Raw genomic sequence first — 24,239 nt, forward strand, 5'->3', positions numbered from 1 at the left:
TGTCAGAAACCGATCATCGCATCGCCACCAAAGGTGAACATGCCGGTGTTGCGACCATCGTTGAACGGAGACGTGCCGTTGAGCGAGCGATCAAAGCGGATCTCGGGGCGCAGGGCAAAGACGCGTATGCCGTGCCCGAGGTCAGGACGGTAGGTCACGCCGAGTGTCAGGGCACCATAAGTGGTGGCAGGGGCCGTCTCGGCGGGCGCGTAGCCACCTAGAAAGGCGTTCATATAGGCCTGATTGGTCAGGAAGTTGACGACGAACAGACCGCTGTTATCGCGATAGAGTTCACCGCGGTAGTTGAAGGTCAGGCTCGGTGTGATCTTGTAGGCAGCGAAGGTGACGACGCTCCAGGTTTCGGCACGCAGACCGTCATCGTGCAGGAAATTGAATTCTCCGGTAAGGCTGAGCTTGTCATTGACCGTATAGAAGGCGGCGATGTCGTTCCACCAGCGCTGCGCCGTATTGGCACGGGGGCCAAGCACCGCAACGGCATTTTCCGGGCCGACGCGCGACAATTCGTTGATGTTCAGTTTCCCATGAGCCAGGCCAATGAGATTGAACCCGAAATAGCCGGCAGCCGCATTGTTGTTGTCGTTGCGGCCCCACGTGGTCTGATTGCCTGTATCAACACCAAAATTGAAATCGAGCATCGGGGTGACATGCCAGTGAAACAGGGCCCCGAGATGTTCGAAGGGTACGGAATACTGAGACGTATAGGCCAGCGAGTAAAAAGGACGCAGTGTCGGATCCAGAACTTCGACGCCCATGGGGGCCGGCAGAATGCCGGCCTGCATGTCGATGCCACCCTTTGAGAAGATCGGGGCGTGCACATCGATATGGGCCTGCGCCGGAAGGAGCTGGTAGCGGTCGCTTGTCATTTTGTTCGACAGGCCAAGCAGGTGATAGTAGCGCGCATCCGATCCATAGAGCGCTTCAAGCATGAAGCCGATCTGATATTCGGATTTCGTCGGATCGATAGCCTTGGACAGGGTGAGGCTGATCTGGTTCAGCTGGGCCTGATTGGCATGGTCACCAAGAAAGTTACCGAAATTGATGCCGTTATCCGGTCGGGCCGGGTTTGCCATGATGCCGCCCTCGATCAGGCCGGACAGATTGACTCCCTGTAGCCACGGGTTGGTAGCCGTCTTGAACAGAGGAATATCGGCAAGGGCTGTGCCGGGGAGGGCGGTTAGTGTGCCTGAAATCAGGGCGCCTGCAGAAATGGTTTTACAGAAACGGCTCGTTATATGGCGAATCAGGTCCATAACCCATCCCTATCAGAAGCCCCTGGGGGCAATTCAGTCAGCAAAAAGAATTTATTTTGCTTTGATAATTGTATCAAGAAGGCAACATAATTAGTTCGACACTGTGCTTTTCGGATGACAGTACGTTTATGGATCTGGGAACTTTCTCTTTATTGTAGAGGGATTGGACCTCAAATTATCTTTACGCGGCTAGCACTGACCGAAAATCCGGTGTTGCCCCTGGGTCGAGGCTAGCCGGTACCACTGCGCTGATTTTTATCAAATTGTTATCGAAACGATATCAGGGAACTCATGTGGCTTTTATGCCCGTGTCCCGGTTCGATCCCGATCGCTGACTCCCCTTCCTGATGATGGGTCAAGGCCGTTTTTGCAAAATCCGGAAGCGACGCGCATGGTGGACGATGCCTGAACGAGCGGATTGGAGGCATGACATGACCATCAGACATATACTCTGCTTTGGCGATTCACTGACCTGGGGATGGAAGCCAGTGCCGGAAGGAACGCCTACCACGCGATATGAGCGTGATGAGCGCTGGACCGGTGTCATGGCGAAGGCTCTCGGCGACGGATTTCATGTGATTGAGGAGGGGCTGAGCGCCCGGACCACGACGGCACTCGACGCCAACGATCCACGCCTGGACGGTTCGGCCTATCTGCCGGCAGCTTTGGCCAGTCATATGCCGCTCGATCTTGTCATCATCATGCTTGGTACGAACGACGCCAAGAACGCCTACAGGCGAACCCCCCATGATATCGCGCAGGGTATGGCCAGGCTGGTCGGGCAGGTGGCTGCCAGTACGGGGGGTGTCGGCACCGGCTACAAGGCGCCCGCACTGCTTGTAGTCGCACCGCCCTTGCCGGGTGACATACCCGGTCCCTGGCTCAGGGCGCAATTTGACGGGGCTGTACCTAAAATCGCGGCGCTCGCCACCCAGTATGAGGCGCTTGCGGGGGCAAGGGGGGCCGCGTTCCTCGACGCCGCCCAGTATATCACCACCGATGGCAGCGATGGCGTTCACTTTACGCCTGACAATAACCGCACGCTTGGCGAAGCGCTGGCCGCAAAGGTGAAGGACATCCTGCGAGGCGATTAGGACCCTGCCGGCAGACATAGGCTCGATCACGCGAGGGTGATATTTAAGCCACATAGTGGGTAGCTAATATTAACTTTCCCTAAACTTGCTTTGCGAATGACTCGCAATATCGCTATCTCTTTGCCGTTTTCTTACGGCAGGACATTTTATGCGCGCTGAATTTACCCGCTCGGGTCTGGCAATGTGTGTTTCCCTCATGGCGCTGATGACTGGCAGCGCCCATGCACAGACACAGCAATCCTCCAGCAAAAGCGGGGCTGGAACGGTCAGGGCGCGTAGTGCCTCGTCCGGGGTGGTTCAGAACGCGGCAGTTTCAGGCCCCGCGGGTTCGCATGTGACGTCGTCTGCCCATGCGGCCCCGGCTGCCTCTCACCCGAAGGCTGAGGAGCTTGTGGTGCGTGGTCAGAAAGGCGCAACCATCGCCTCATCAGCAACCAAATCGAGCACACCGCTCATCGAGACGGCTCAATCCGTAACGGTGGTCACCCGAAATGAAATGGATATCCGTGGCGTGCTGACGCTCAATCAGGCCGTCCGCTATGCAGCAGGCATCACGCCCGATCTGCGTGGTGGTGTCGGTACGCGTTATGACCTGTTCCAGCTGCGTGGTTTCACCATTCCCGAATTTCTCGACGGGCTGCGCTTGCAGGACAGCCCGACCGGCTATGCGATCGCGCAGATCGACACGTCGCGTCTTGAGCGTCTGGAGATCCTGAAAGGTCCGGCCTCGGCGCTTTACGGTCAGTCCAGCCCCGGTGGTCTCGTCGCCCTGTCCAGCAAACTGCCAACCGACCGCGCCTCTTACGGTTCGGTCAACGCCACGGGCGGCATGTTCGATCTGTATCGTGTCGACGCCGATATGGGCGGTTTTGCTAGCAAGGATGGGTCCATTCGCTATCGCCTGTACGGCACGGTCAATGGTCAGCACACCCAGCTGTCACGCACCGGCAGTCGCCGTTTCTCGATCAGCCCTTCGGTCACCTTTGGCGGTAACGGGCCGGACACCTTTACCCTGCTGGGCAACTACCAGTACGATCCGGAGGCCGGCACCTATGGCGGTGTACCGCTGCAAGGCTCGCTCAAGCCTGCACCTTTTGGCGGCTATCTGCCCCGCAATTTCTATGATGGCGATGCACGCTTCGAGAAATTCAACCGCAAGCATGGGGGCATTACGTACATCTATAATCACCGCTTCAACAGCGACTGGAATTTCTCGACGCGCGGTCGTTATGACGACATCAAGACGCAATATCGCAGCGTCTATAATGCGGGATACTGGGACAGCGACAGCATGCTGCCGCGCTATGGGTTCGGCACCACCGAGCACACACGCAATCTGGCATTTGACAGCAATGTGCATGGCAAGCTGCGCACGGGGCCGCTCACGCATATGATCATGGCGGGGTTCGACTATCAGCAACAATGGGCCAATGAAACGGCGGGGCAGAGTGCGGCCCCGGATCTGAATGTCTTCGCCCCGAATTACGATATGGGCATCGACCCGCTCGAAACCTATGCGCGCTACAAGGTGAACTCACACCAGATCGGCGTTTACGGTCAGGATGAAATTCATTGGGGCGGTCTGGTGCTGACGGGGAGCATCCGTAATGACTGGTTTCGCTCACGTCAGATCGAGTATTATTCGGCGTCGAATTCCAAGCAGACTCCAAGCCAGATTACGTGGCGTGCAGGCGGTCTCTATCACTTCAAGTTCGGCCTTGCGCCCTATATCAGCTACGCCACCTCGTTCCAGCCCCAGACTGGCGTGGTGCAGGAGACCAGTGGCGCGACGCATCAGGCCGATCCATCCATTGGCAAGCAGCTTGAGGGCGGTCTGAAATATCAGCTGCCCGGTACGCCCATCCTGTTGACGGCCGCAGGCTTTCATATCGAGCAGACCAATGTGCTCGTTTCCCTGCCGAACTCGATTTATAATACACAGCAGGGGCTGGTGCATTCAGACGGGTTCGAATTCGAAGCCCATATCGACAACTGGCACAATCTGATGGTCGAAGCTGCCGTCAGCGTGCAGCGCGTGCATGATGACTCCACCGGCAAGCCGCTTATTCAGTCTGGCCGTGGAAATGCGTCGCTGTTTGGATTCTACACCATTCCCAAGGGCCGCTTCAAATCACTCGGTCTTGGTGCAGGTATGCGCTATTCCGCCTCGGCCTATGGCGGTGAAGCCAGCTATGGCAGCGTGAAGGTACCGCAATATGCGCTGTTCGATGCCTCCTTGCGTTACGATCTGGCGAACGTCTCGAAATCGCTTAAGGGTTGGACAGTCGGTGCCAGCGTGCGCAACCTGTTCGACAAGAACTATGTGACCAACTGCCTGGCCTATGCGTCTTACGGGCAGGAGTTCTGCTATTACGGCGAGCGCCGCAATGCGCAGGGCACGATCGGTTTTGCCTGGTGAAAAGCGCAATGCCGGGCCGTTAGACGGCCTGGTTGTTCCCATAAAAAACCCCGGAGCGCTTTTGCGGTCCGGGGTTTTCTGATGGACAGGGTGTCGTCTGTTCAGGGCAGACGCGACAGGCGTTCCGTCAGCACCTGATAAAATCCGTCTGAATCCACATCGCGCATATAGAGCGCATTGGCAGGGCGTCCCGTCACGCTCCAGTAATCGACAACGGTCTGACCGGATGAGAGCGCACTTTGTGTCTCGACCTCGACATTGACCAGACGACCCTGGAACAGATCGGGGCGCAGCAGCCACATGATCGTGCAGGGGTCATGCAACGGCGCGCCGGGCCAGCCGTATTTTTCGAGATCGAAGCGCTCTGAAAAGCCGAGCATACCGCCCACACAGCGCCCGGCCTCGTTGCCGATGGCGCGGATGCGCCCAAGTCGTGAAGGGGTCGTCAGCACCTGATGAGTGATATCGAGCGGCAGCATGACTACCGGCACACCAGAACCCAGAACAATGGCTGCGGCTTCCGGGTCGACATAGGCATTGAATTCGGCATTGGGGGTGATGTTCCCCCCTTCAAAACAGGCGCCCAGCATGGACACAACGCGGTTGATACGCGGTGCGATATCGGGAGCCTTCTGCAACGCTGTTGCCAGATTGGTCATTGGGCCCAGTGTCACGATGGTCAGGCTGCCTTCCGGCTCACGACGCAGCGTTTCGATCAGGAAATCCACCGCATGGGGTGAGTCAGCCTGTTTTGTCGGTACAGGCAGGTCTGCGCCATCCAGCCCGCTCTCGCCATGCACATGATCGGCCCGGACGGGAGGGCGCTTCATGGGCAGGTCGCATCCGCTATGCAGCGGAATATCGGCGCGGCCAGCCAGTTCGAGAATGGCGGCGGCATTGCGTGTGGTGTTGGCAATGCCGCTATTGCCGCCCACTGTCAGGATCGCCTCGACCGTAATGTCCTCCGGCGAGGCCAGCGCCAGAAGTATGGCAACGGCGTCGTCCTGTCCGGGGTCGGTATCGATAATGATCCGTGTGGGCGTCATGGGTTTACTCCTTGCCGGTTTCCTCGGCTTCGGGGCCCTTGATCCAGGCTTCCACCGTGCCGGAAACCTTGATGGTCATCGGGTTGCCCTTGCGGTCGAGCGTCTTGCCGACAGCCAGACGCACCCAGCCTTCGCTGATGCAGTATTCCTGCACATTGGTGCGTTCTTCGCCATTGAAGCGGATGCCGATTCCCTTTTCGAGCAGGGCCTCGTCATAGAACGGGCTGCCCGGTGTGGCGCTCAGACGGTCTGGCATGGTGTCGCTCATGGGAATTCCTCCGGTTTGGCGCGTGTTCCAGTTCTTGTCATGGGACATAGCCCGAGTTCCGGCTCGCGCAAAGCGCCGGAACACAAAACGGGCGCGGGGGTGTGCACCCTCGCGCCCGTTTGCGGCTGTTTTAGGGCCTGAGGGTTTGTTGCCTCAGGCTGTTTTCAGGCGTTCGGCTCAGCCAAGCGTGGGCATGACGAAATCTGCACCCTGACGGATGCCTGTCGGCCAGCGCGAGGTGACAGCCTTGTACTTGGTGAAGAAGCGCACACCCTCGGCGCCATGCATGTGGTGATCGCCAAACAGCGATGCCTTCCAGCCGCCGAAGGAATGGAACGCCATGGGTACCGGGATGGGTACGTTCACGCCGACCATGCCAGCCTGCACGCGATGGGTGAAGGCACGGGCGCTATCGCCATCACGGGTGAAGATGGCGGTGCCATTGCCGAATTCGTGGTCATTGACCAGCTTCAGCGCGGTCTCGAAATCGGGCACGCGCACGACAGCCAGAACGGGGCCAAAGATCTCCTCGCGATAGAGGCGCATCTCCGGTGTCACATGATCGAACAGCGACCCGCCAAGGAAGAAGCCATCCGGGTTCTGCGTCGATTTGAAATCGCGGCCATCGACCAGCAGCCTGGCACCTTCCTCGGCCCCGAGCGTGACGTAAGAGGCCACCTTGTCGCGATGGACTCTGGTGACCAGCGGGCCCATTTCGGTCGCGTCATCCGTGCCATTGCCGATTTTCAGCGCCTTGACCTTGGGGATCAGCTTGTCGACCAGCGCATCGGCCACAGGGCCAACGGCCACGGCCACTGAAATGGCCATGCAGCGTTCGCCTGCCGAGCCATAGGCCGCACCCATCAGGGCATCGACGGTCTTGTCGAGGTCGCAATCGGGCATGATGACGGCATGGTTCTTGGCACCGCCCAGAGCCTGAACGCGCTTGCCGTGGGCTACGCCGGTCTCGTGGATGTAGCGGGCGATGGGGGTGGAGCCCACAAAGCTGATCGCCTGCACATCCGGGTGCTTGAGCAGGGCATCCACGACGGTCTTGTCACCATGCACCACCTGGAACACGCCATCAGGCAGACCGGCCTCTTTCAGCAGATCAGCCAGAACGAGCGACGCGGAAGGGTCGCGCTCGGAAGGTTTGAGAATGAAGCAGTTACCGCAGGCGAGCGCCATAGGTGCCATCCAGAGCGGCACCATGACCGGAAAATTGAAGGGCGTGATTCCTGCCACGACCCCGAGTGGCTGGCGCATTGACCAGGCATCGATGCCGCGTCCCACCTGCTCGGTAAACTCACCCTTGAGCAGTTCAGGGGCGCCGGTGGCGAATTCCACCACTTCCATGCCGCGCGTCACTTCGCCCAGCGCGTCTGACAGGACCTTGCCATGCTCCGAAGTGATGACCGCCGCCAGATCGCGCGCGTGCTTCTCGATCAGATCACGAAAGCGGAACAGCACACGGGCACGGGCCAGAGGGGTGGTTTGTGACCATGCGGGAAAGGCGCCCCTGGCGGTAGCAACGGCATCATCGACGTCGCGCGTGTCACCCAGAGCGAGCTGCGCCGTCACCTTGCCTGTGGCAGGGTTGAAGACCTCTCCGCGCTGGGTGCCGTGACCCTCGGTACGGGACCCGTTGATGTAATGCTGAATCAGACTGCTCATGAACGTCTTCCTCTTCCTTGCGGCCTTGTGACGCGCCCTTATGGACCCGCACCCCTCATCCGCCTTATAGCATCGGCCCAGCCACGCGAATTTCAACTCCCGCGTGAGGCCGCTCTCCTGACCTGTATGGAAATTAATATTCTCTTTTTATCGTTGGAAAAGAAAAATAATTCTATTTTCTGATGATCAGGGTCACGTTCCGGTGAGTGGTAGCCAGAGGCATGGCAGGGGCATTGCGGCGGCAAGGACCCCTCTACCGTCCCGATAGATGGGCCTGCTGCTGTTTCGCCCGTCTCGGGGGTCTGCGGGATGACACTGCGCCTCAATGGTCAGGAAGCGACGTGGGCTCGGATCAGCTTTGCGGCTCACTTTCGGAACACCTGCTGCCGGACCGCGCCTGGGTCGCGCCTGTCAAATCTCCGTCCGCTCATCGGGCATCGACCGCCTCTGGTTGCACCGAACAAGCAGGAGCGACCATGAAGTCGCCCTGATTCCCCATCATGGGAACGTCCCGGGGTGCCGAACCGGCCTGTGAGCACTGCGTTTGTCCTATGCGGTTCACTGACCCTGCCCCGGATGATGCTATCGCATGCGGGGGTGTTTTTGGTTTGCTTGGCTGACAGGGCTTGCCCCCGCGCGACACTCCTGAGACTTTCCACCCCTCGTTACCCCTAGATCGAAGAGGTCTGATGCGTTCTGTCCTTGCCATGATGGCTGTTTCCGCCCTGACCCTGACCGCCTGTGCGATGGATGCCGATGAGGATGCCGAATCGCGCTATGCTCCCGTCGCTGCCGGGCAGGCCATCAAGATGGAGCAGAAAAACGCGCCTATCCCTGGCACGGCTTATCGCATGGCCTATCGCAGCACCGATGCGCATAACCCGACGCATCTGGTGGCGGTTTCGGCTGAGGTCATGGTCCCGCGCGGCACACCGCCCGCAGGTGGCTGGCCTGTCGTGGCCTGGGCTCACGGCACGAGTGGAATCGGCCTTACCTGTGCGCCCTCCATCATGGGGATTGGCGGCCCGCAGGCAAGCTTTTACGGAAGCTGGCTGCGCCGGGGCTATGCCGTTGTCGCCACCGATTATCCGGGTCTGGGCGAGCCGGGGGCAGCGCTTTACCTGAATGCCAAATCAGAAGGCATGGCTGTGCTGGACTCGGTTCGGGCAGCCCGTCGCCGCTTCTCTGCGCTGAGCGGCCATGTCGTCTTGCTGGGGCATGATCAGGGTGCGCAGGCTGTGCTCGCAGCCTCGGCTCTGGCAAAATCCTATGCACCGAGCCTGCAGATCAAGGGTACGATCGCGCTTGGCGCACCGTATTTCGATGGCGATTCAGGCCATATCCTGACCCAGGCTCACGGGGCCCGTCGCTTTGCCCCGGGCGTGGTTTATGGCCTGCTGCTTGGGGCGTCGCTCGGGGCTGCGGATCCCTCTTTCGACCCATCCAGCGCCTTCAAGCCCCGTGCCCTGCCGCTGTACCGCAAGGCCAGCGAACTCTGCCGTGGCGATTTCTTCGGGGCGGTCGAACATGCAGGTCTGACGCCTGACAACACTTTCCAGCCAGATGCCGAAAATGCGCTGGCTCCGGCACTGCAATGGGCGCGTTATCCTTCGCTCAAGCTGTCTTCACCCGTCATGCTGGGGATTGCCACCAGTGATACGCAGGTGCCCCCCGCCCAGCAGGAGAAGCTGAAGCAGGCGCTATGCTCTGCCGGAACGGTTGTGAGCGTGCATCACTATCGTGTGGAACATTCACCGCTCCTGAACGCGGCCGAGAGTGAAGCACAGGCTTTTGCCGATCGCAGCCTGCAAGGCGATGCGATTTCATCCGATTGTCAGTGAGACACAGGGTTCAGGGCTCTGCCCTGAACCTGTCGAGGGGGCGTTGCGCTCTGAAAACCCCCACTGCAATACGGCACTGCGCTCAATAGAGGTCGCGTGAGAGCGACGTTGCGGCCAGCTGTATTGATCCAACCAGAAGGCACAGGATGGAACTCCCTATCCAGAAGGCAAGGCTTCCGCCCAGCCCGGCGATATAGAGAGTTTCCATCTGGACGCCATTGAGCCACAGCAAGCCCAGCAGAAAAACGCCGATGGCACCGCGACCCAAAAGCAGCGCCGTGACCGTGAAGAGGGCAAGGCGTAGTGCTGGCAAAGGCGGTCGCCAAAGCCAGCGTGCTCCTGCGAACGCGGAATAAGCACCAATAAGCAAAACGAAACCGATCGTACCGAGGATTGCTGCCGGGTACCAATCGCCTTGCGATGCCTTACGCGCCATATCCGGGCCAGCGCCGATGACTCCATAGGCGGATGGACCGAGATAGAGTGTAATCGCATGGGCGATCGCTGCTGTCGCAAGAGAAAGTCCTGAAATAATCAGGAGGATTCTCGAAGCAAGAGGGGTATTATTTTCGTGCATTTTGGAGATATGTTTGTTCTCTCGATAAAAGGCAAAAAAAACACGTCAAAATAGTCGAGATATCTGATTTTATTTTACTACAAATTTGTATCTGGGTGGTCTTAAAAACAAGAAACAGCGGTCGCAAGCCATTCGCTTCGCGAGTACTTGCTTCGGTTTCAACGCCGCATTTCTGCAGTCACCAAGGTTAAGGATAACTGAGTCTTTCTTTCTACGCTTCATAGGTCGTTACCGGGCACGCACCTTAATCGCTCGTCATGATGTAAAGCTTGCTTTCCACTCCAAAACGAGGAATATGGAAAGTGTACTTTACATGGAGAAACGCATGTTCAGGCCCAGACAGTACGGGATCGAGCTCGGCGCGGCATTGTTGCTGTATCTCTTTCTGCTCTTCACATCAGGTGTGTTGGAGCATCAGCTTCACCCTACAGGGACGCTTCTTTTCGCTCTGAGCATGGCGCCCATGCTCGGAGCCGTGGCCGTGGCATGGGTTATCATGCGAGCACTGCGGCGCATGGATGAACTTCAGCGTCGCGTTCAGTTCGACGCCATAGCGACGGCTTTTCTTGGCACGGCCCTCATCACCATAGGATGGGGGTTTGCGGAGAATGCGGGCGCGCCCCACATTCGCGCCTTCGCCATCTGGCCGCTTATGGCGCTTCTGTGGCTCGCAGGCATGATCGTTGCATGCCGGAGATACCGGTGAAAAACCGCATGCGCGATCTGCGCCTGGCTCAGGGCCTCAGTCAGAATGCGCTGGCCGAGGCGCTGGGCGTCTCGCGGCAGACCATTAATGCGATTGAGAACGAGCGTTACGACCCGAGCCTGCCTCTGGCGTTCGCCATCGCGAAAATCTTCGATCTGAGCATCGAAGCGATTTTCACCCCATAGGCAGATGGGGATGAAAGGGGCGAGCCCCTTTCCGGGGGATGGGGCAGCGCCCTATGAATCCTTACTCCACGAAAACACTCGCCGGATAACCCTGAGCGAACAGATGGGCACGCAGGGTTGAGTGATTGACCTGCATGTCGATCATCTGGCGCACTTTTGGCTTGCCCTTATAGGCGATGCCCAGACCGGCGACGGCGAGCATGGGCAGGTCGTTGGTGCCATCGCCTGTTGTCAGGGCTGCCGAAGCCTTCACGCCGCGCTCTTCAAGGAGGCGGGTCAGATGCTCTTCCTTGCTGTTCGGCCCCAGCACGGGGGCAGCGAGCTTGCCTGTAAACACGCCATCCACGATGTCGAATTCATTGCCGTAATGCTCGTCAAAGCCACAGGCCTCTGCCACGCGGCTGGTGAAATAGGTGAAGCCACCCGAGACGAGCGCCGTGCGGGCGTTATGGGCGTGCATGGTCTGCACAAGCGTACGGGCACCCGTATTGAGCCTTGAATTTTGCCAGACCTCTTCGAGGCAGGAGGCAGATTTGCCTTCCAGAAGTGCGACACGTGTCCGCAGGGACTCCTCGAAATCCAGTTTGCCGTTCATGGTGTCGAGGGTGAGCTGGGCGACGGCGTCACCCACGCCCAGCAGGGCTGCGACCTCATCAAGGGTTTCACCGTCGAGGATGGTGCTGTCCATATCAGCCACGAGCACAGCCTTGCGACGGCCGCGTGTCTTGACCAGCAGGGCATCCACCTTATGACGGGCCAGAGTTGCGCGGATGGTCGCGATGGTTGGTGCGCCCGGTGCCGGGGTAGGGCAGGGGATTTCGACGGCTTCGCCCGGCGAAAGCACGATGGGGTTCTTGCCCTTGACCATGTTCCGCGCAATGTCGATGGCATCTTTGGACAGGGTGCCCTGTGCAGGGTCGGCAACGAGAACGAGAACGTAAGGTAAGGTCATCTTGGCCCATCTGGTAGAAACGCTTGGGACAGCAAGACAGAATGGCTGACGCGTCGATTGCCCTGGCCCCGGTGGCCCTTATTGTGGCGGGACCGACCTGTTCCGGCAAGTCGGCGCTGGCGCTTGGGCTGGCGGAGCGCTTCGGAGGCACCGTCATCAATGCCGATTCCATGCAGGTCTATACGGATCTTCATGTGCTGACCGCTCGCCCCGATGCACAGGATGAAGCGCGTGCGCCGCATCGTCTCTACGGCGTGCTGGATGCGGCGCGACCGGGCAGTGTGGCGTGGTGGCGCGAGGCCGCACTGGCGGAAATGCAGGCGGCACGGGCGCAGGACCGGCTGCCAATCCTGTGTGGCGGCACAGGCATGTATCTGCGGGCCTTGCTCGATGGTCTGGTCGAGGTGCCCGAACCCGGCGATGCCGCACGCAACTGGGCGCGCACCCTTGTGGAGCAAGAGGGAAGCGAGGCCGCTCATGCCCTGCTGATGAAGGATGATCCTGCTACAGCCCAGACGCTGCGGCCAGGCGATGGGCAGCGTGTGGCCCGTGCGCTCGAGGTGTTGCGTGGCACAGGGCATGGGCTCTCGTACTGGCGCAATCAGCCCGGCCTGCAGCCGGCCCCGTTTCGCTTTGTCTCCGTAAGGCTTCATCCGCCCCGTGAGGCGCTGCGTGCGGCGATTGCGGAACGGTTCTCACGCATGATGGAACGGGGTGCAATGGAGGAAGTGCAACGCCTTGTGGCACGGGGGCTTTCGCCCGCTTTGCCCGCCATGAGGGCGCATGGTGTGCCGGAGCTGAGCGCCGTTCTTGCCGGAACCCTGGGGCTGGAGGAAGCGATATCCCGTGCAGTGATCGCCACGGGGCAGTACACGCGACGTCAGGCTACGTGGTTCAATCACCATGCGCTGGGCGCAGAGCAGGATTGCATGATTTCCTTGCAAAGATATGACGAGAGTACGCAATTTTCGGAAAGAGAATTCGAAAAAATAGCAACTTTCATACAATCGACCATTGACGAATCCTCAATCCCGTCATAAACCCGCCCGCTCAACGAAAGGGGTGCGCTCACATGAACGCGTCAACACAGCAGACCGGAAAAACTTCGACAGCGCCGCTCAATGGTGCCGAGGTGCTCCTGCGCGTGCTTGTGGAGCAGGGCGTCGAGGTCATTTTCGGCTATCCCGGCGGCGCGGTGCTGCCCATCTATGATGCGCTGTTCAAGCAGGATCATATCCGCCACGTTCTGGTGCGCCATGAGCAGGCCGCCGTTCATGCGGCAGAGGCCTATGCGCGCTCGACCGGCAAGGTCGGCGTTGTGCTGGTCACCAGCGGCCCTGGTGCCACCAATGCCGTGACGGGTCTGGTCGATGCGCTGATGGATTCCATCCCGCTGATCTGCCTGTGCGGCCAGGTGCCCACAGCATTGATCGGCAATGACGCGTTTCAGGAGGCCGATACGACCGGCATCACGCGTCCGGCCACCAAACACAATTATCTGGTGCGTCGTGGTCAGGACCTGGCGCCGATCGTGCGTGAAGCGTTCGAGGTGGCAGCTGGTGGCCGCCCCGGCCCGGTGCTGATTGACCTGCCCAAGGATATCTCGGTCGGCAATGCGCCTCTGCCGGCCCCGGGCGAGGGCCGTCTGCATCGCCCCTATCGTCCCAATATCGATGCTGACGGCGAAGCAATCCGCCAGACCATCGCTGCCATGAAGCGCGCCAAGCGTCCGCTTCTTTATACGGGTGGCGGTGTGATCAATGCGGGCCCCAAGGCGTCGGAAGGTCTGCGCGAGCTTGCCCGTCGCACCAATTTCCCGGTCACGTCCACATTGATGGGTCTGGGCGCCTTCCCGACGACCGACCGTCAGTTTCTGGGCATGCTGGGTATGCACGGCAGCTACGAGGCCAATCTGGCCACACATGGCTGCGACCTGCTGATCGCGCTCGGCTCGCGCTTCGATGACCGTGTGACGGGGCGCGTCGATGCGTTCTCGCCCAATTCGTTCAAGGTCCATGCCGATATCGATCCCTCGCAGATCAACAAGATCATTCGCGTGGATGTGCCGCTGGTTGGCGATGTCGGACGCACCATCGAGGCGCTGCTGGCGGCCTGGGATGGCGAAGGGCAGGATCTGAGCCCCTGGTGGGCGCAGATCGAGGGCTGGCGCGCGCTGGACTCCTTCGGTTTCGTTCAGGATCAGGCTCCGAGCGCCATCATCCGCCCGCAATATGCCATTCGCCGCCTTTATGAAGCCACGCAGACGCTTGGGCGCGATACATTCGTGAGCACGGAAGTCGGCCAGCATCAGATGTGGGCGGCGCAGCATTTCCAGTTCGACAAGCCTAATCGCTGGCTGACCTCTGGCGGCCTTGGCACGATGGGTTATGGCCTGCCTGCCGCTGTGGGTGCGCAGGTAGCGCATCCCGATGCGCTGGTGATCGATATTGCCGGTGAGGCCTCGACGCTCATGAATATTCAGGAACTGGGCACCATGGCGCAGTATCGCTTGCCGGTGAAGCTGTTCATCCTGAATAACCGCTATATGGGCATGGTGCGCCAGTGGCAGGAATTGCTGCATGGCTCGCGCTATTCGCAATCCTATAGCGAGGCGCTGCCCGACTTCATCCGTCTGGCCGAAGCTTTCCACGGCAAGGGGCTGCGCGCCACCTGCGTGGGCGAGCTGGATGGCGTGATTGACGAGATGCTGCGCCATGACGGCCCGGTGGTGGCGGATATCTGTGTGGCGCAGGACGAAAACTGCTTCCCGATGATCCCCTCGGGCGCCCCGCATAACGAGATGCTGCTTGGCCCCGATCAGGAAGCCAATGCGGCCCGGATTACTCAAGAAGGCATGATGCTGGTCTGATGGCACAGGATATCCAGAGAGCCGTCATTGCGGTTCTGATCGAAAACGAGAGCGGCGCCCTGGCCCGCGTCGTCGGTCTGTTCTCCGGGCGAGGCTACAACATCGAAAGCCTGACCGTTTCTGCCATCGATGCCACGCGCAACCTCTCGCGTATCACCATCGTGACCTCGGGCACCGAAATGGTGATTGCCCAGATCAAGGCGCAGCTTGCGCGCCTGATCCCGGTGCATGGTGTGCGTGACCTGACCGAGAGCGGGCCGCACGTGGCCCGTGAGCTGGCGTTGATCAAGGTTGTCAGCAAGGGCGAGATGCGTACCGAAGGCATGCGTATTGCCCAGGCATTTCGCGCTCATGCTGTCGATACGACGGCAGGGTCTTTTGTTTTTGAACTGACGGGAAGCGCCGAGAAGATCGACGCTTTCGTCGAATTGATGCAACCGCTTGGTCTTGCGGAAGTGTCCCGGACCGGAATCGCCGCTATAGGCCGTGGTACCGAAGTCTTTCAATCCATCGAGGAGTCTTTCTGATGCGCGTCTATTATGATCGTGACTGTGATCTGGGCCTGATCAAGGGCAAGAAGGTTGCCATCATCGGTTACGGCAGCCAGGGCCATGCCCATGCCAACAACCTGAAGGACAGCGGCGTGACCGATATGGTCATCGGCCTGCGTCCTGAGTCGTCGGCTGTTGCCAAGGCCGAAGGCGCTGGCTTCAAGGTCATGACCCCTGCCGACGCTGCGGCTTGGGCCGATGTCGTGATGGTTCTGACGCCTGACGAAGGCCAGGGCGCACTCTACAAGGAGTCGCTCGAAAAGAACCTGAAGCACGGCGCAGCGCTCGTTTTCGCGCACGGTCTGTCGATCCATTTCCGCATCATCGAAGCCCGTCCCGATCTGGACGTGTTCCTCGTGGCACCGAAGGGCCCCGGCCACACGGTTCGCTCCGAGTACCAAAAGGGCGGCGGCGTACCGTCGCTCGTGGCTGTTGCCCAGAACGCAACAGGCCAGGCGCTCGAGATCGCCCTGTCCTACGCTTCGGCCAATGGTGGCGGCCGCGCCGGCATCATCGAGACCAGCTTCAAGGAAGAAGTCGAAACCGATCTGTTCGGTGAGCAGGCCGTGCTTTGCGGCGGTCTGGTCGAGCTGATCCGCGCCGGTTTCGAAACGCTGGTCGAGGGCGGCTACGCTCCCGAAATGGCCTATTTCGAGTGCCTGCATGAAATGAAGCTGATCGTGGATCTGATCTACGAAGGCGGCATTGCCAACATGAACTACTCGATCTCGAATACGGCCGAGTATGGTGAATATGTCACCGGCCCGCGCATCGTGACGGCTGAAACCAAGGCCGAGATGAAGCGCGTTCTGACCGACATCCAGGACGGCACCTTCGTGCGCAACTTCATTCTGGAAAACCAGTCCGGCGGCGTTGGCTTCAAGGCCATTCGTGCCCGCAACGATGCTCACCAGATCGAAAAGACCGGTGAGAAGCTGCGCGGCATGATGCCCTGGATCGCCAAGGGCAAGCTGGTCGACAAGGCCAAGAACTGAGGTCATCTCCTACCGGGAGAAAGAACCGAAAAAGGGGGGCTTCGGCCCCCTTTTTTTGTGCCAGACTATTCAACCGCGGCTGAACTGGCAGGATTTCTCTGTCCATACTCGACAGGCGTGGCAGGGTAATACGGCGCTGAGTCCTCCGCCTGATCCAGAGCCCTGCGTCTGAACAATTGTCAGAGCGCCTTTGGCCGGGCCTGCTTTTAAAACCGTGCGATCAGCGCGACCCCTGCAATCATCAGCACCGCGCCGGTGATGCGATAGGGGTTGAGGCTATGCACTTCCATCCGCAGCAGCCCGAAATGATCGATCACCAGGCTGGTCACGAGATTGGCGGTGATGGTCAGTCCATTGACTGGCCCGGCACCCAGTTTCTGGATAAGGAGCAGCCCCGCAAATACGGCTACAGCCCCCGTAATGCCGCCAAGCGGCGCCCACCAGGGCATACTGGTCAGATCACCCGCACTGGGCAGCGGGCGCGGCATGCAGGCAAACAGACCGACGGCCAGAAACAGCACGAGCAGAAACGAAACCGAGGTCGCAAGCCACGGATTGACGAGGGATTTCCCCAATGCCCCGTTCATGGTGGCGCCCAGCGCCTGAAGCGCCCCGGCAATGAGGATAAAGGGGAGAGCCCAGACAGCGTTCATGACAACCTCTCGACTGAGAAGGCGACGCCATCGGGCAAAAGCTCATGCCGTCTGCGTGGCCGGTGGTTCATAGCGCCTGCCAAAACAGGCGCTACGTCCAGGGCTCAACGCGGCATCACAGGATTTGCTTCCTGGTCATTTCCTGAAATCAAGCCGACCTTCGTGCGTTTCAATGGTGGTCACTTCCCGTCACTTTCATGCAGGCCGAAGCGGAAGACCGTACGGCTTTGAAAAACCTGCCCCGGGTTCAGGCGTGTCGAGGGGAAATTTGGCTGATTGGGACTGTCGGGAAAATGCTGGGTTTCAAAGGTCACAGCGTCGCTCTGGCGAAAGATATGGCCGTTTCCTGAGTCCGAGCCGTCAAGGAAATTGGAGGTATAGACCTGCACACCCGGTTCGGTGCTCAGACACTCCATGCTGCGACCGCTTTTCGGGTCCCAGAGCGTGGCGACGTGTCTGAGGCCGTCTGGTGATGAAGAGTCATCAACCACCCAGTTATGGTCATAGCCATGCGCCATGAGCAGCTGTGCATTGGCGAGGCGTATGTCGCGCCCGATTGGCTTTGCTGTGGTGAAATCGAAAGGTGTCCCGACGACGGAAGCAATTTCGCCCGTCGGAATGAGAGTCGAATCTGTCGGGGTATAATGATGCGCTTCGATCTGCAGCATCTGGCCGAAGATACCGTCCTGCGATCCTGCCCCGGCGAGGTTGAAGTAGGAGTGATTGGTTAGATTGAGCACGGTAGGCCTGGATGTGGTCGCTTTGTATTCGATACCCAGTGCGCCCTGATCGTCGAGCGTGTAGGTGACCGTCACATTCAGCGCACCGGGGTAACCCTGATCACCGTCCGGGCTGATCAGGGAGAGGGCAACGCCTACCTTATTGCCAGAGTGGGCGATCTCATGGGCTTTCCAGATACGCCGGTCGAAGCCGTCCTTGCCGCCATGCAGTGAGTTCGGGCCGTTATTGACCGGCACTGCGTAATCATGGCCATCGAGTGTGAAGCGACCTTTAGCAATGCGATTGGCATACCGTCCGATTGTCGCGCCGAAGAACACCCCATTGGCCCGGCTTTTGGCCTCATACTCGGCGAGCGACGCATAGCCGAGCACCACGTTATCGCGTTTTCCCTCACGATCAGGGGCCATGATGCGTAAAATGACTCCACCATAAGTCATGATGGTCACTTCCACGCCGTTAGGGGCGCTCAAGGTATAGGCTTCGACCTTTTGCCCGGCCTGCGTCGTACCAAATGGTGACGCGCTCATGGTTGCGGCGTGGGCTGAAGCCAGCGAGAGGGCAGCGGCAAGACTGCCTGAGGCAAGAGCCATGATCGGCCGCGCCGATCGCCGGGTGCGCGATGTTCCGGGCGCCTCATCGCGGTTCGAGGTATCGCTCTTGTCGGTCGGCGTCTTGTTTGTCACTGGACTGCACATGGTGAAACCTCGCTGACGCCACTGCATGGTCCGGCTGCCCGTTGGCTTGTATCGGGGCTGGGGAGATCTCCGGATACCGAGTGTAGCGTCACATGAAACGTTACATACGCAACATATTCCTGTTATGCAGGCGCGTCCAATACATGTTCCGCTATCGTTTCATATCTGTTTCTACCCTGATATCGCCTTGTTCTTCCCCCACGGGCGCGCAATCCCTCAAGCGGGAAAGCCTCACCAGGGAACATCACGGCCCTTGAAATCGCGATAGATGAGTCCGCTGCCGGTTTGATGGGCAATCAGGACATCCGCCACACCGGGAATGCTCTCCCCAATCGAGAAACGTGCATCAGGCCCACCCAGTGACGTACGCACCCAGCCCGGAGCAATGAGCGCGAGGGGGCGTGACCGGCCGGTGCGCGCGTCGTAACAGCGCATGAACTGGTTCAGTGCCGCCTTGCTGCCCCGATAGAGCTCACGCCGTCCCGCGTTGTTATTGCTGATGCTGCCCTGTCCTGAAGACATCACCCCGATCAGTCCCTGCGGGGTCACAAGAGACTCCAGTGTCTCGATCACGCGCATGGGGGCGAGGGCATTGGTTATCATGACCTGCATGAAATCCGAGCTGCTTACCCGACCGATGGGCTGATCGGGCCGGGCATTTGTCGTCCCTGCATTGACGAACAGCATGTCGAAGGGGCGCATCCTGAGAGGTGTTGCCAGATGATCCGGGCTTTCGGACACAGCAGAGGTCAACGAGTCACTCAGACGAGACCGAAGGGCTTCGATCATGGGCGCCTCGGTCATGTCGAGCTTTTCGATATGCAGCCAAGGCGCGAAGCGTTCGACCAATTGACGAAGGTCAGCGCCCGGATTTCCACGTATCGTCGCGGTAACTTCCCAGCCTCGCGTCAGGAATTCTTCGGCAAGGGCCAGGCCCAGGCCGCGTGAGGCGCCGATCAGGAGCAGATGAGGGGGGCGGGCGGAAGACTTGAGGTCGCTCATGCCGGGAATTCCTTGCGCGATTTCGAGACCGGCCAGAAATGCGGTGACCCCATCAATTGCGCCAGACGCATCGCGTGCAACTTAACAGTGCACCAAACGCCTCTTCAGCAAGGTTGGATATGTTGGATCTCTGCGGATCCGACATCCGGAAAGACCACCAGGTAATGAAAATGGATCTTAATCTTCTGGTTGCGCTTGATGCCCTCCTGTCAGAGTGTAGCGTCGTAAAGGCGGCAGGGCGCCTGGGCCTCAGTTCTTCAGCAATGAGCCGTACGCTCATGCGGCTGCGCGAGAGCACAGGCGACCCTCTTCTGGTGCGCGGTGGCCGGGGGCTTGTGCCAACGCCGCACGCGCTTGCACTGGGTGAGTCCGTGCGGGAGGTGGCGATGCAGGCACAGGCCCTTCTCTCGCCTGTGCAGGCGAGTTTTACCCCTCGGACGCTGGAGCGGCAGTTCACGCTGCGGACAAATGAAGGCTTCATCGAGGCCTGCGCAACGCGGCTGGTGCAGGTATTCCTGTCAGAGGCACCGGGGGTAAGTCTCGTCTTTCTGCCAAGGCGCAGCAAGGAAGCGACATCCATGCGGGAAGGGACGGTAGATCTGGAGGTTGGCGTCATCGGACCCGGTGATTTCGGGCCCGAGATGCGCATGAAGACCTTATTCCATGACCGGTTTTATGGGGTGGCGGCGCGTACGCACTCTCTTTTCGATGGCCCTGTGACGGCGGGGCGCTATGCACAATGCCATCATGTTGTGGCCTCGCGCCACGGAAGCGCAGCGGGGCCCGTTGACCGGGCGTTGGCACAGCAGGTCCTGACCCGCACGGTGAAAGTGGTGGTGCCCGCCTTCGATGATGCCCTGCGTCTGGCCTCTGCTACCAATCTGGTGGCGCTTGTGCCGGGATCATCCATCCGGGCGGATCAGAGCCTTCGTGTTTTCGACCTGCCGTTTGAGGCGCCTGCCATTACCATTTCTGCGCTCTGGCACCCGAGACTTTCTGCCGATCCGGCGCATCGCTGGTTCAGGGAAAGACTGATCGCTTTATGCCGGCAACAACTACCCATCATTCCTCAGGGCATGATGCCTGAGGGAGTATGAGTTTCAGGCTCGACCGGGCAGGGCTGAAAGACCGGATGTGGGGGTATTTCTCGCCGCAGTGATGATTGCCGCATGGATGTCGTGAGCCCGACAGGCAGGGCAATCTGTGACATTCGGTGATTTGGGGTTCATCCGGGGTTAGGCTATAAACCACCGCCTCAAAGGGGGAAAAGCGGCGTGTTGGCAGAAGACATTACAGACAGCCTGTTGGCGGCACTGGACCGGCCTGACCTGCAAACCCTGTCCGATCAGGTCGTCTTCAATCTGTCGCCCCGCCTGACACGGCCCTTCATTGTTTCGGATCGGTCAATCACCCTCGGTGCCATTGCCTTCGGGCATCCGGATATCGCGCCGGTCTTGCTGCGCTATGCACTTGAACTGGATTTCCTGTGCCGGGGATTGCCTGTTGACGATCAGGCTGTCGCCATCGTGGTCGCTGCGCGCGTGGCCGCCCTTTTTCATCGTCTCGATTGTGTCACGCCCCATCTGCCGCCCGAACTGACATGGCTGAGCGACTTTGCTGCCAGCCAGCCGCCGCCGCCCGAGCGCCTTGATGCACTCTGGCCTGCCCTGACGCAGTTTCTGCCTGATGCCGCGCCTGAAATCCTGCGCGATGGCTGCGACAGTCATGGTCTTGTTGCCCGCCTTGCTCCCCTCTGGTCGTGTCTGGCTCCGGCTGAATATCTGATGGCCGATGGCGGCGACGAACGTCTCGTCATCAACCCTGAAACCGGGTTGAACCGGTACGGGTGTTCCCATCGGCCCCGTCCCTGGGCGGTGACATTCTCCTCCTCCACCGCGTCATCCCTGTCCGAGCGGGGATATCTGGGGGCCGAGCGGGCAAGGCGCGCTTTCGTGCTGGATGCGTTGACCGGCGGGGATGGTGCGGCATCTCGCGAGGCGGCGTGCCTGCAGGTGCGTCAGAAGATCGCCGCGCTATACGGGCTAGGGTCACGCGACAATGTCATCCTTGCCGCATCGGGCACGGATTGCGAACTGGCCGTACTGGCCATGGGCCTGATGCGTGCGCAGGGGCGTGCCATCGTCAATATCCTGATTGCCCCCGATGAAACGGGCAGTGGTGTTCCGCTGGCGGCGCAGGGACGGCATTTTGCCGCCGGAACCGCCTTGGGCAGTTCGGCCGACAAGGCCCGTCATCTCGAAGGCTTTCCTGCCGGGACGACCATACGCGGCATTGCCATACGTCTGGCTGATGGCACACCGCGAACCTGCGCCGATCTCAACAAGGAGGTTGAGGCCGGGGTGAGGGAGGAGCTTGAAGCCGGGCATCATGTCATCCTGCATCAGCTCGATATGTCAAAGACCGGGCTGGTCGGGCCTTGTACCGACATGCTGTGTCGCCTCGCGGCCAGCTACCCCGAGCGAATCACGCTCGTTGTCGATGCCTGTCAGGCCCGCCTGGCACCGCATCGGATCACCTCTCTCGTGCGCGCCGGCATGCTTGTCATGACTACAGGCTCCAAATTCCTCACCGGGCCACCTTTCTGCGGCGCGATCCTGCTGCCAGACTCCTTTACGGCAGCACTCCCGCATTTCAGCCTGCCGCAGGGGCTTGCCGCCTATTTCCATCGATGTGACTGGCCCCATACGGCGTCGCCCACGCCGCTTGGCTGCGATGGCAATCTTGGCCTCGCCCTGCGCTGGCAGGCTGCCCTTGCCGAGAGCGAGGCTTTTGCCGCTGTACCGGCTGAGCAGATTGTCGATACGCTGCGTCGCTTCGAACGCCATGCCCATGAGGTAATCGCGGCCCATCCTGCGCTGACCCTGCTCACCATGCCGTCTCTCGACCGGCGCGACGTGCAAGGCGAGGTCCTGTGGGATACGATCCCGACCGTATTCTCCTTTCTGGTGCACGACCCTGACCATCCGGAGAAACCGCTCGATCTTGAAAGGTCGCGCGCGCTGCATCGCTGGCTGAACGCGGATCTTTCCCCCTGGGTGCCAGGTGAGGAGCTTGCGCCTCTCCTGTGTCATCTGGGTCAGCCCGTGCCTGTGCCCCATCCGGCCCTTGGTGGCGAGAATGCCGGGGCGCTGCGCCTTTGCGCCGGGGCGCGTCTGGTTTCGGGCGAGCCGTCCCATGCCGGTCTGCCCAATGCTGTTCGGCTGGAGCGTGAATTTGCCGATGTGCGTCGGGCTCTGGCAAAGATCACGGTCATCCTCGATCACTGGACCCGCCTCGCGCCGGTCGACCCGCAGCCGCGCTATGCCCCTTATGCCCACCAGCCGAGAAAGCCCCGTGCATCATGACCCAGACTGACAAGGCTCCTGCTACCGATCCCAAGGCCCATGGTCATTTTCTCGATTCCATGCAGCTGCCATCGGGCGTCACCCGCTTCTGGCTGATCCGTCATGCCATCGTTGAGGCCTCGGCCCGGATGCGCGTCTATGGCTCGATGGATGTCGAGCTCTGCACCGAGCATCTGGCGTTGCAGGTACCCTATTATACGGCGCTCGGGCGTCGTCTTCCTGCAGAGGCCAACTGGGTTGTCTCACCCCTCAAGCGGGCGCAGGACACGGCACGCGCTATTTTCGAGGCCGGGTACGGCCCGCGAACCATGACCATCGAGCCGCGCTTTACCGAGCAATCCATGGGGGAGTGGCATAATCTGCCCCATCAGGAACTCCCGTTGAAGCTGCGTCAGACCGCCCATAATTTCTGGTCGCTCTCGGCCTCGGAGCAGCCGCCGGGCGGCGAAAGCATGCTTGATGTCTGCGCCCGTGTTGGCCATTCGCTCGATGAAATGGCTGATCGTCATGCCGGTCAGGACACGGTTGTGGTGAGTCATGGCGGAGCGATCCGTGCTGCCCTGTCCCACGCCCTCAATGTCCATCCCGATACGGGGCTGCGCTTTTCCATCCAGAACCTTTCGGTATCCATTATCGAGCGGATCGATGGTGTCTGGCGTGTGGTGACCGTGAACGAACTGCCCGCTGCGCCTGTGATCTGAAGTCAGTCAGGCGGCGGGAGATTTTTCCGGCAAGTGGCGGGAAATATCTCCCGCCTTTGTCACTGTCAGGACGTCGAGAGGGCTTTTTTCGATCCTCTTGTGTCGCTCTTGGCGGGAGGCGAGGAGAGGGCGAGAGCAGTGCCGGGTGAGAGAAAGCCCCGGTTATGGAGGGTGTGACAGTTCGCGGCGGTGCAGCCGCGAGTCGTCTTAAGGATCAGGCACGTGTGGGGCTGATGTTCCATGAAGATACCCTGACCTTCGATCATTCGCCTCACGTCACGCATAATTCCCGGCCCCGGAAGTTGTTAGTGAGGCGACCGCCTGAACGTGCCGCGCGCTCGTACCGGGAAAGGCCATTCCGGTAACGGCCTCGGCCAGGAAGGCCAAAGCCAAGGGGGGGGTAGGCCGAAGCGTCATCCTGAAAGCGGGTATGTCGCAACAGACTGGCTTGCAAGGTATGGCATGATGCCGCGCTGTTTCGCGTTCTGATCCCCTTGGAGAGATGCAGCGAGGACCAGGTGCAATCAGATATTCCGGTGCTCCAAAACAACCATCAATAACGGCGATGAAACAGCAAAGTAGGACAGACTGAACAAAAGAATGTCATAACATTGCTGCGTAATGAAGATGTGAT

At 60.0% G+C, this 24,239-nt stretch carries 21 protein-coding genes; 12 read left to right on the forward strand and 9 right to left on the reverse strand.

The annotated features are described in order from the left end of the window. Window positions 1-2: 2 nt before the first annotated feature. Window positions 3-1,271 carry an outer membrane beta-barrel protein gene (locus tag F3J08_RS12110; protein ID WP_166930244.1) on the reverse strand — a complete coding sequence of 423 codons (1,269 nt, stop codon included), beginning with the start codon at window positions 1,269-1,271 and terminating at the stop codon, window positions 3-5. Window positions 1,272-1,702: 431 nt separating this feature from the next. On the opposite strand from F3J08_RS12110, the gene F3J08_RS12115 reads away from it, so the two are divergent. Together F3J08_RS12115 and F3J08_RS12120 are read left to right on the forward strand one after the other, a co-directional pair. After that, window positions 1,703-2,365, forward strand: a complete 663-nt coding sequence (locus F3J08_RS12115) for an SGNH/GDSL hydrolase family protein (protein ID WP_166930246.1) — start codon at window positions 1,703-1,705, stop codon at window positions 2,363-2,365. A 148-nt stretch (window positions 2,366-2,513) separates the two neighbouring features. After that, complete coding sequence (locus F3J08_RS12120) at window positions 2,514-4,784, forward strand: TonB-dependent siderophore receptor (protein ID WP_240149324.1); 2,271 nt, start codon at window positions 2,514-2,516, stop codon at window positions 4,782-4,784. A 101-nt stretch (window positions 4,785-4,885) separates the two neighbouring features. Here F3J08_RS12120 and F3J08_RS12125 read toward each other — a convergent pair whose 3' ends face one another. The 3 genes from F3J08_RS12125 to F3J08_RS12135 all read right to left on the reverse strand — a co-directional run bounded on the left by F3J08_RS12125 (window position 4,886) and on the right by F3J08_RS12135 (window position 7,772). Continuing rightward, a complete protein-coding gene (locus F3J08_RS12125) occupies window positions 4,886-5,830 on the reverse strand; it encodes a nucleoside hydrolase (RefSeq protein WP_166930248.1) in 945 nt (314 codons plus the stop codon). Window positions 5,831-5,834: 4 nt separating this feature from the next. After that, window positions 5,835-6,098 carry a DUF3297 family protein gene (locus tag F3J08_RS12130; protein WP_122038541.1) on the reverse strand — a complete coding sequence of 88 codons (264 nt, stop codon included), beginning with the start codon at window positions 6,096-6,098 and terminating at the stop codon, window positions 5,835-5,837. A 177-nt stretch (window positions 6,099-6,275) separates the two neighbouring features. Beyond that, complete coding sequence (locus F3J08_RS12135; protein WP_166930250.1) at window positions 6,276-7,772, reverse strand: CoA-acylating methylmalonate-semialdehyde dehydrogenase; 1,497 nt, start codon at window positions 7,770-7,772, stop codon at window positions 6,276-6,278. 689 nt (window positions 7,773-8,461) lie between these two features. On the opposite strand from F3J08_RS12135, the gene F3J08_RS12140 reads away from it, so the two are divergent. Further along, the gene (locus tag F3J08_RS12140) at window positions 8,462-9,613 is read left to right on the forward strand and encodes an alpha/beta fold hydrolase (protein ID WP_166930252.1); all 1,152 of its coding nucleotides are present in this window, start codon (window positions 8,462-8,464) and stop codon (window positions 9,611-9,613) included. Between the two features lie 82 nt (window positions 9,614-9,695). Here F3J08_RS12140 and F3J08_RS12145 read toward each other — a convergent pair whose 3' ends face one another. After that, the gene (locus F3J08_RS12145) at window positions 9,696-10,190 is read right to left on the reverse strand and encodes a hypothetical protein (protein ID WP_122038538.1); all 495 of its coding nucleotides are present in this window, start codon (window positions 10,188-10,190) and stop codon (window positions 9,696-9,698) included. A gap of 325 nt (window positions 10,191-10,515) precedes the next feature. Between F3J08_RS12145 and F3J08_RS12150 the strand changes: the two genes are divergently transcribed. Then, window positions 10,516-10,896 carry a hypothetical protein gene (locus F3J08_RS12150; protein ID WP_166930254.1) on the forward strand — a complete coding sequence of 127 codons (381 nt, stop codon included), beginning with the start codon at window positions 10,516-10,518 and terminating at the stop codon, window positions 10,894-10,896. Further along, window positions 10,893-11,081 carry a helix-turn-helix transcriptional regulator gene (locus tag F3J08_RS12155; protein WP_023979703.1) on the forward strand — a complete coding sequence of 63 codons (189 nt, stop codon included), beginning with the start codon at window positions 10,893-10,895 and terminating at the stop codon, window positions 11,079-11,081. Before F3J08_RS12150 ends, F3J08_RS12155 begins: the two co-directional genes overlap by 4 nt. 61 nt (window positions 11,082-11,142) lie before the next feature. On the opposite strand, the gene serB is transcribed toward F3J08_RS12155, so the two are convergent. After that, on the reverse strand, window positions 11,143-12,033 hold the full coding sequence (serB, locus tag F3J08_RS12160) for a phosphoserine phosphatase SerB (RefSeq protein ID WP_166930256.1): 891 nt from the start codon (window positions 12,031-12,033) through the stop codon (window positions 11,143-11,145). Window positions 12,034-12,074: 41 nt separating this feature from the next. On the opposite strand from serB, the gene miaA reads away from it, so the two are divergent. From miaA to ilvC, 4 genes are read left to right on the forward strand one after another with little or no spacing between them, the layout of a single operon-like run. Continuing rightward, entirely contained in the window at window positions 12,075-13,073 is a 999-nt protein-coding gene (gene miaA, locus F3J08_RS12165) for a tRNA (adenosine(37)-N6)-dimethylallyltransferase MiaA (RefSeq protein ID WP_166930258.1), read from the forward strand. A gap of 32 nt (window positions 13,074-13,105) precedes the next feature. After that, window positions 13,106-14,902, forward strand: coding sequence for a biosynthetic-type acetolactate synthase large subunit (ilvB, locus tag F3J08_RS12170; protein ID WP_166930260.1), 1,797 nt, complete (start codon window positions 13,106-13,108; stop codon window positions 14,900-14,902). After that, window positions 14,902-15,429: an acetolactate synthase small subunit gene (gene ilvN, locus F3J08_RS12175; protein ID WP_023979706.1), complete on the forward strand. Its 528-nt coding sequence runs from the start codon at window positions 14,902-14,904 to the stop codon at window positions 15,427-15,429. The genes ilvB and ilvN overlap by 1 nt, the downstream gene beginning before the upstream one ends. Beyond that, window positions 15,429-16,448 carry a ketol-acid reductoisomerase gene (ilvC, locus tag F3J08_RS12180; protein ID WP_122048778.1) on the forward strand — a complete coding sequence of 340 codons (1,020 nt, stop codon included), beginning with the start codon at window positions 15,429-15,431 and terminating at the stop codon, window positions 16,446-16,448. The genes ilvN and ilvC overlap by 1 nt, the downstream gene beginning before the upstream one ends. A 206-nt stretch (window positions 16,449-16,654) precedes the next feature. Here ilvC and F3J08_RS12185 read toward each other — a convergent pair whose 3' ends face one another. From F3J08_RS12185 to F3J08_RS12195, 3 genes are all read right to left on the reverse strand, one after another. Next, window positions 16,655-17,101: a DMT family transporter gene (locus F3J08_RS12185; RefSeq protein ID WP_166930262.1), complete on the reverse strand. Its 447-nt coding sequence runs from the start codon at window positions 17,099-17,101 to the stop codon at window positions 16,655-16,657. Window positions 17,102-17,280: 179 nt separating this feature from the next. Next, a complete protein-coding gene (locus F3J08_RS12190) occupies window positions 17,281-18,525 on the reverse strand; it encodes an aldose epimerase family protein (protein WP_370458725.1) in 1,245 nt (414 codons plus the stop codon). A 243-nt stretch (window positions 18,526-18,768) separates the two neighbouring features. Next, the gene (locus F3J08_RS12195) at window positions 18,769-19,539 is read right to left on the reverse strand and encodes an SDR family NAD(P)-dependent oxidoreductase (RefSeq protein ID WP_166930264.1); all 771 of its coding nucleotides are present in this window, start codon (window positions 19,537-19,539) and stop codon (window positions 18,769-18,771) included. Between the two features lie 164 nt (window positions 19,540-19,703). Here F3J08_RS12195 and F3J08_RS12200 point away from each other — a divergent pair, with 164 nt between their 5' ends. The 3 genes from F3J08_RS12200 (at window position 19,704) to F3J08_RS12210 (ending at window position 23,605) form a co-directional block, all read left to right on the forward strand. After that, window positions 19,704-20,636: a LysR family transcriptional regulator gene (locus F3J08_RS12200; RefSeq protein WP_240149325.1), complete on the forward strand. Its 933-nt coding sequence runs from the start codon at window positions 19,704-19,706 to the stop codon at window positions 20,634-20,636. A gap of 177 nt (window positions 20,637-20,813) precedes the next feature. Beyond that, window positions 20,814-22,904 carry a hypothetical protein gene (locus F3J08_RS12205; RefSeq protein WP_166930268.1) on the forward strand — a complete coding sequence of 697 codons (2,091 nt, stop codon included), beginning with the start codon at window positions 20,814-20,816 and terminating at the stop codon, window positions 22,902-22,904. Then, window positions 22,901-23,605 carry a histidine phosphatase family protein gene (locus tag F3J08_RS12210; protein WP_166930270.1) on the forward strand — a complete coding sequence of 235 codons (705 nt, stop codon included), beginning with the start codon at window positions 22,901-22,903 and terminating at the stop codon, window positions 23,603-23,605. The genes F3J08_RS12205 and F3J08_RS12210 overlap by 4 nt, the downstream gene beginning before the upstream one ends. The last annotated feature ends 634 nt before the right edge of the window (window positions 23,606-24,239 follow it).

Origin of the sequence: Asaia sp. As-1742, assembly GCF_011753235.1 — a bacterium.
In the GTDB taxonomy this organism is placed as follows: Bacteria; Pseudomonadota; Alphaproteobacteria; order Acetobacterales; family Acetobacteraceae; genus Asaia; species Asaia bogorensis_B.

Bases quoted from the DNA above. Each gene is read 5' to 3' on its own strand.
- F3J08_RS12110 (WP_166930244.1), bottom strand. From the start codon at position 1,271: ATGGACCTGATTCGCCATATAACGAGCCGTTTCTGTAAAACCATTTCT.
- F3J08_RS12115 (WP_166930246.1), top strand. From the start codon at position 1,703: ATGACCATCAGACATATACTCTGCTTTGGCGATTCACTGACCTGGGGA.
- F3J08_RS12120 (WP_240149324.1), top strand. From the start codon at position 2,514: ATGCGCGCTGAATTTACCCGCTCGGGTCTGGCAATGTGTGTTTCCCTC.
- F3J08_RS12125 (WP_166930248.1), bottom strand. From the start codon at position 5,830: ATGACGCCCACACGGATCATTATCGATACCGACCCCGGACAGGACGAC.
- F3J08_RS12130 (WP_122038541.1), bottom strand. From the start codon at position 6,098: ATGAGCGACACCATGCCAGACCGTCTGAGCGCCACACCGGGCAGCCCG.
- F3J08_RS12135 (WP_166930250.1), bottom strand. From the start codon at position 7,772: ATGAGCAGTCTGATTCAGCATTACATCAACGGGTCCCGTACCGAGGGT.
- F3J08_RS12140 (WP_166930252.1), top strand. From the start codon at position 8,462: ATGCGTTCTGTCCTTGCCATGATGGCTGTTTCCGCCCTGACCCTGACC.
- F3J08_RS12145 (WP_122038538.1), bottom strand. From the start codon at position 10,190: ATGCACGAAAATAATACCCCTCTTGCTTCGAGAATCCTCCTGATTATT.
- F3J08_RS12150 (WP_166930254.1), top strand. From the start codon at position 10,516: ATGTTCAGGCCCAGACAGTACGGGATCGAGCTCGGCGCGGCATTGTTG.
- serB (WP_166930256.1), bottom strand. From the start codon at position 12,033: ATGACCTTACCTTACGTTCTCGTTCTCGTTGCCGACCCTGCACAGGGC.
- miaA (WP_166930258.1), top strand. From the start codon at position 12,075: ATGGCTGACGCGTCGATTGCCCTGGCCCCGGTGGCCCTTATTGTGGCG.
- ilvB (WP_166930260.1), top strand. From the start codon at position 13,106: ATGAACGCGTCAACACAGCAGACCGGAAAAACTTCGACAGCGCCGCTC.
- ilvN (WP_023979706.1), top strand. From the start codon at position 14,902: ATGGCACAGGATATCCAGAGAGCCGTCATTGCGGTTCTGATCGAAAAC.
- ilvC (WP_122048778.1), top strand. From the start codon at position 15,429: ATGCGCGTCTATTATGATCGTGACTGTGATCTGGGCCTGATCAAGGGC.
- F3J08_RS12185 (WP_166930262.1), bottom strand. From the start codon at position 17,101: ATGAACGCTGTCTGGGCTCTCCCCTTTATCCTCATTGCCGGGGCGCTT.
- F3J08_RS12195 (WP_166930264.1), bottom strand. From the start codon at position 19,539: ATGAGCGACCTCAAGTCTTCCGCCCGCCCCCCTCATCTGCTCCTGATC.
- F3J08_RS12200 (WP_240149325.1), top strand. From the start codon at position 19,704: ATGAAAATGGATCTTAATCTTCTGGTTGCGCTTGATGCCCTCCTGTCA.
- F3J08_RS12210 (WP_166930270.1), top strand. From the start codon at position 22,901: ATGACCCAGACTGACAAGGCTCCTGCTACCGATCCCAAGGCCCATGGT.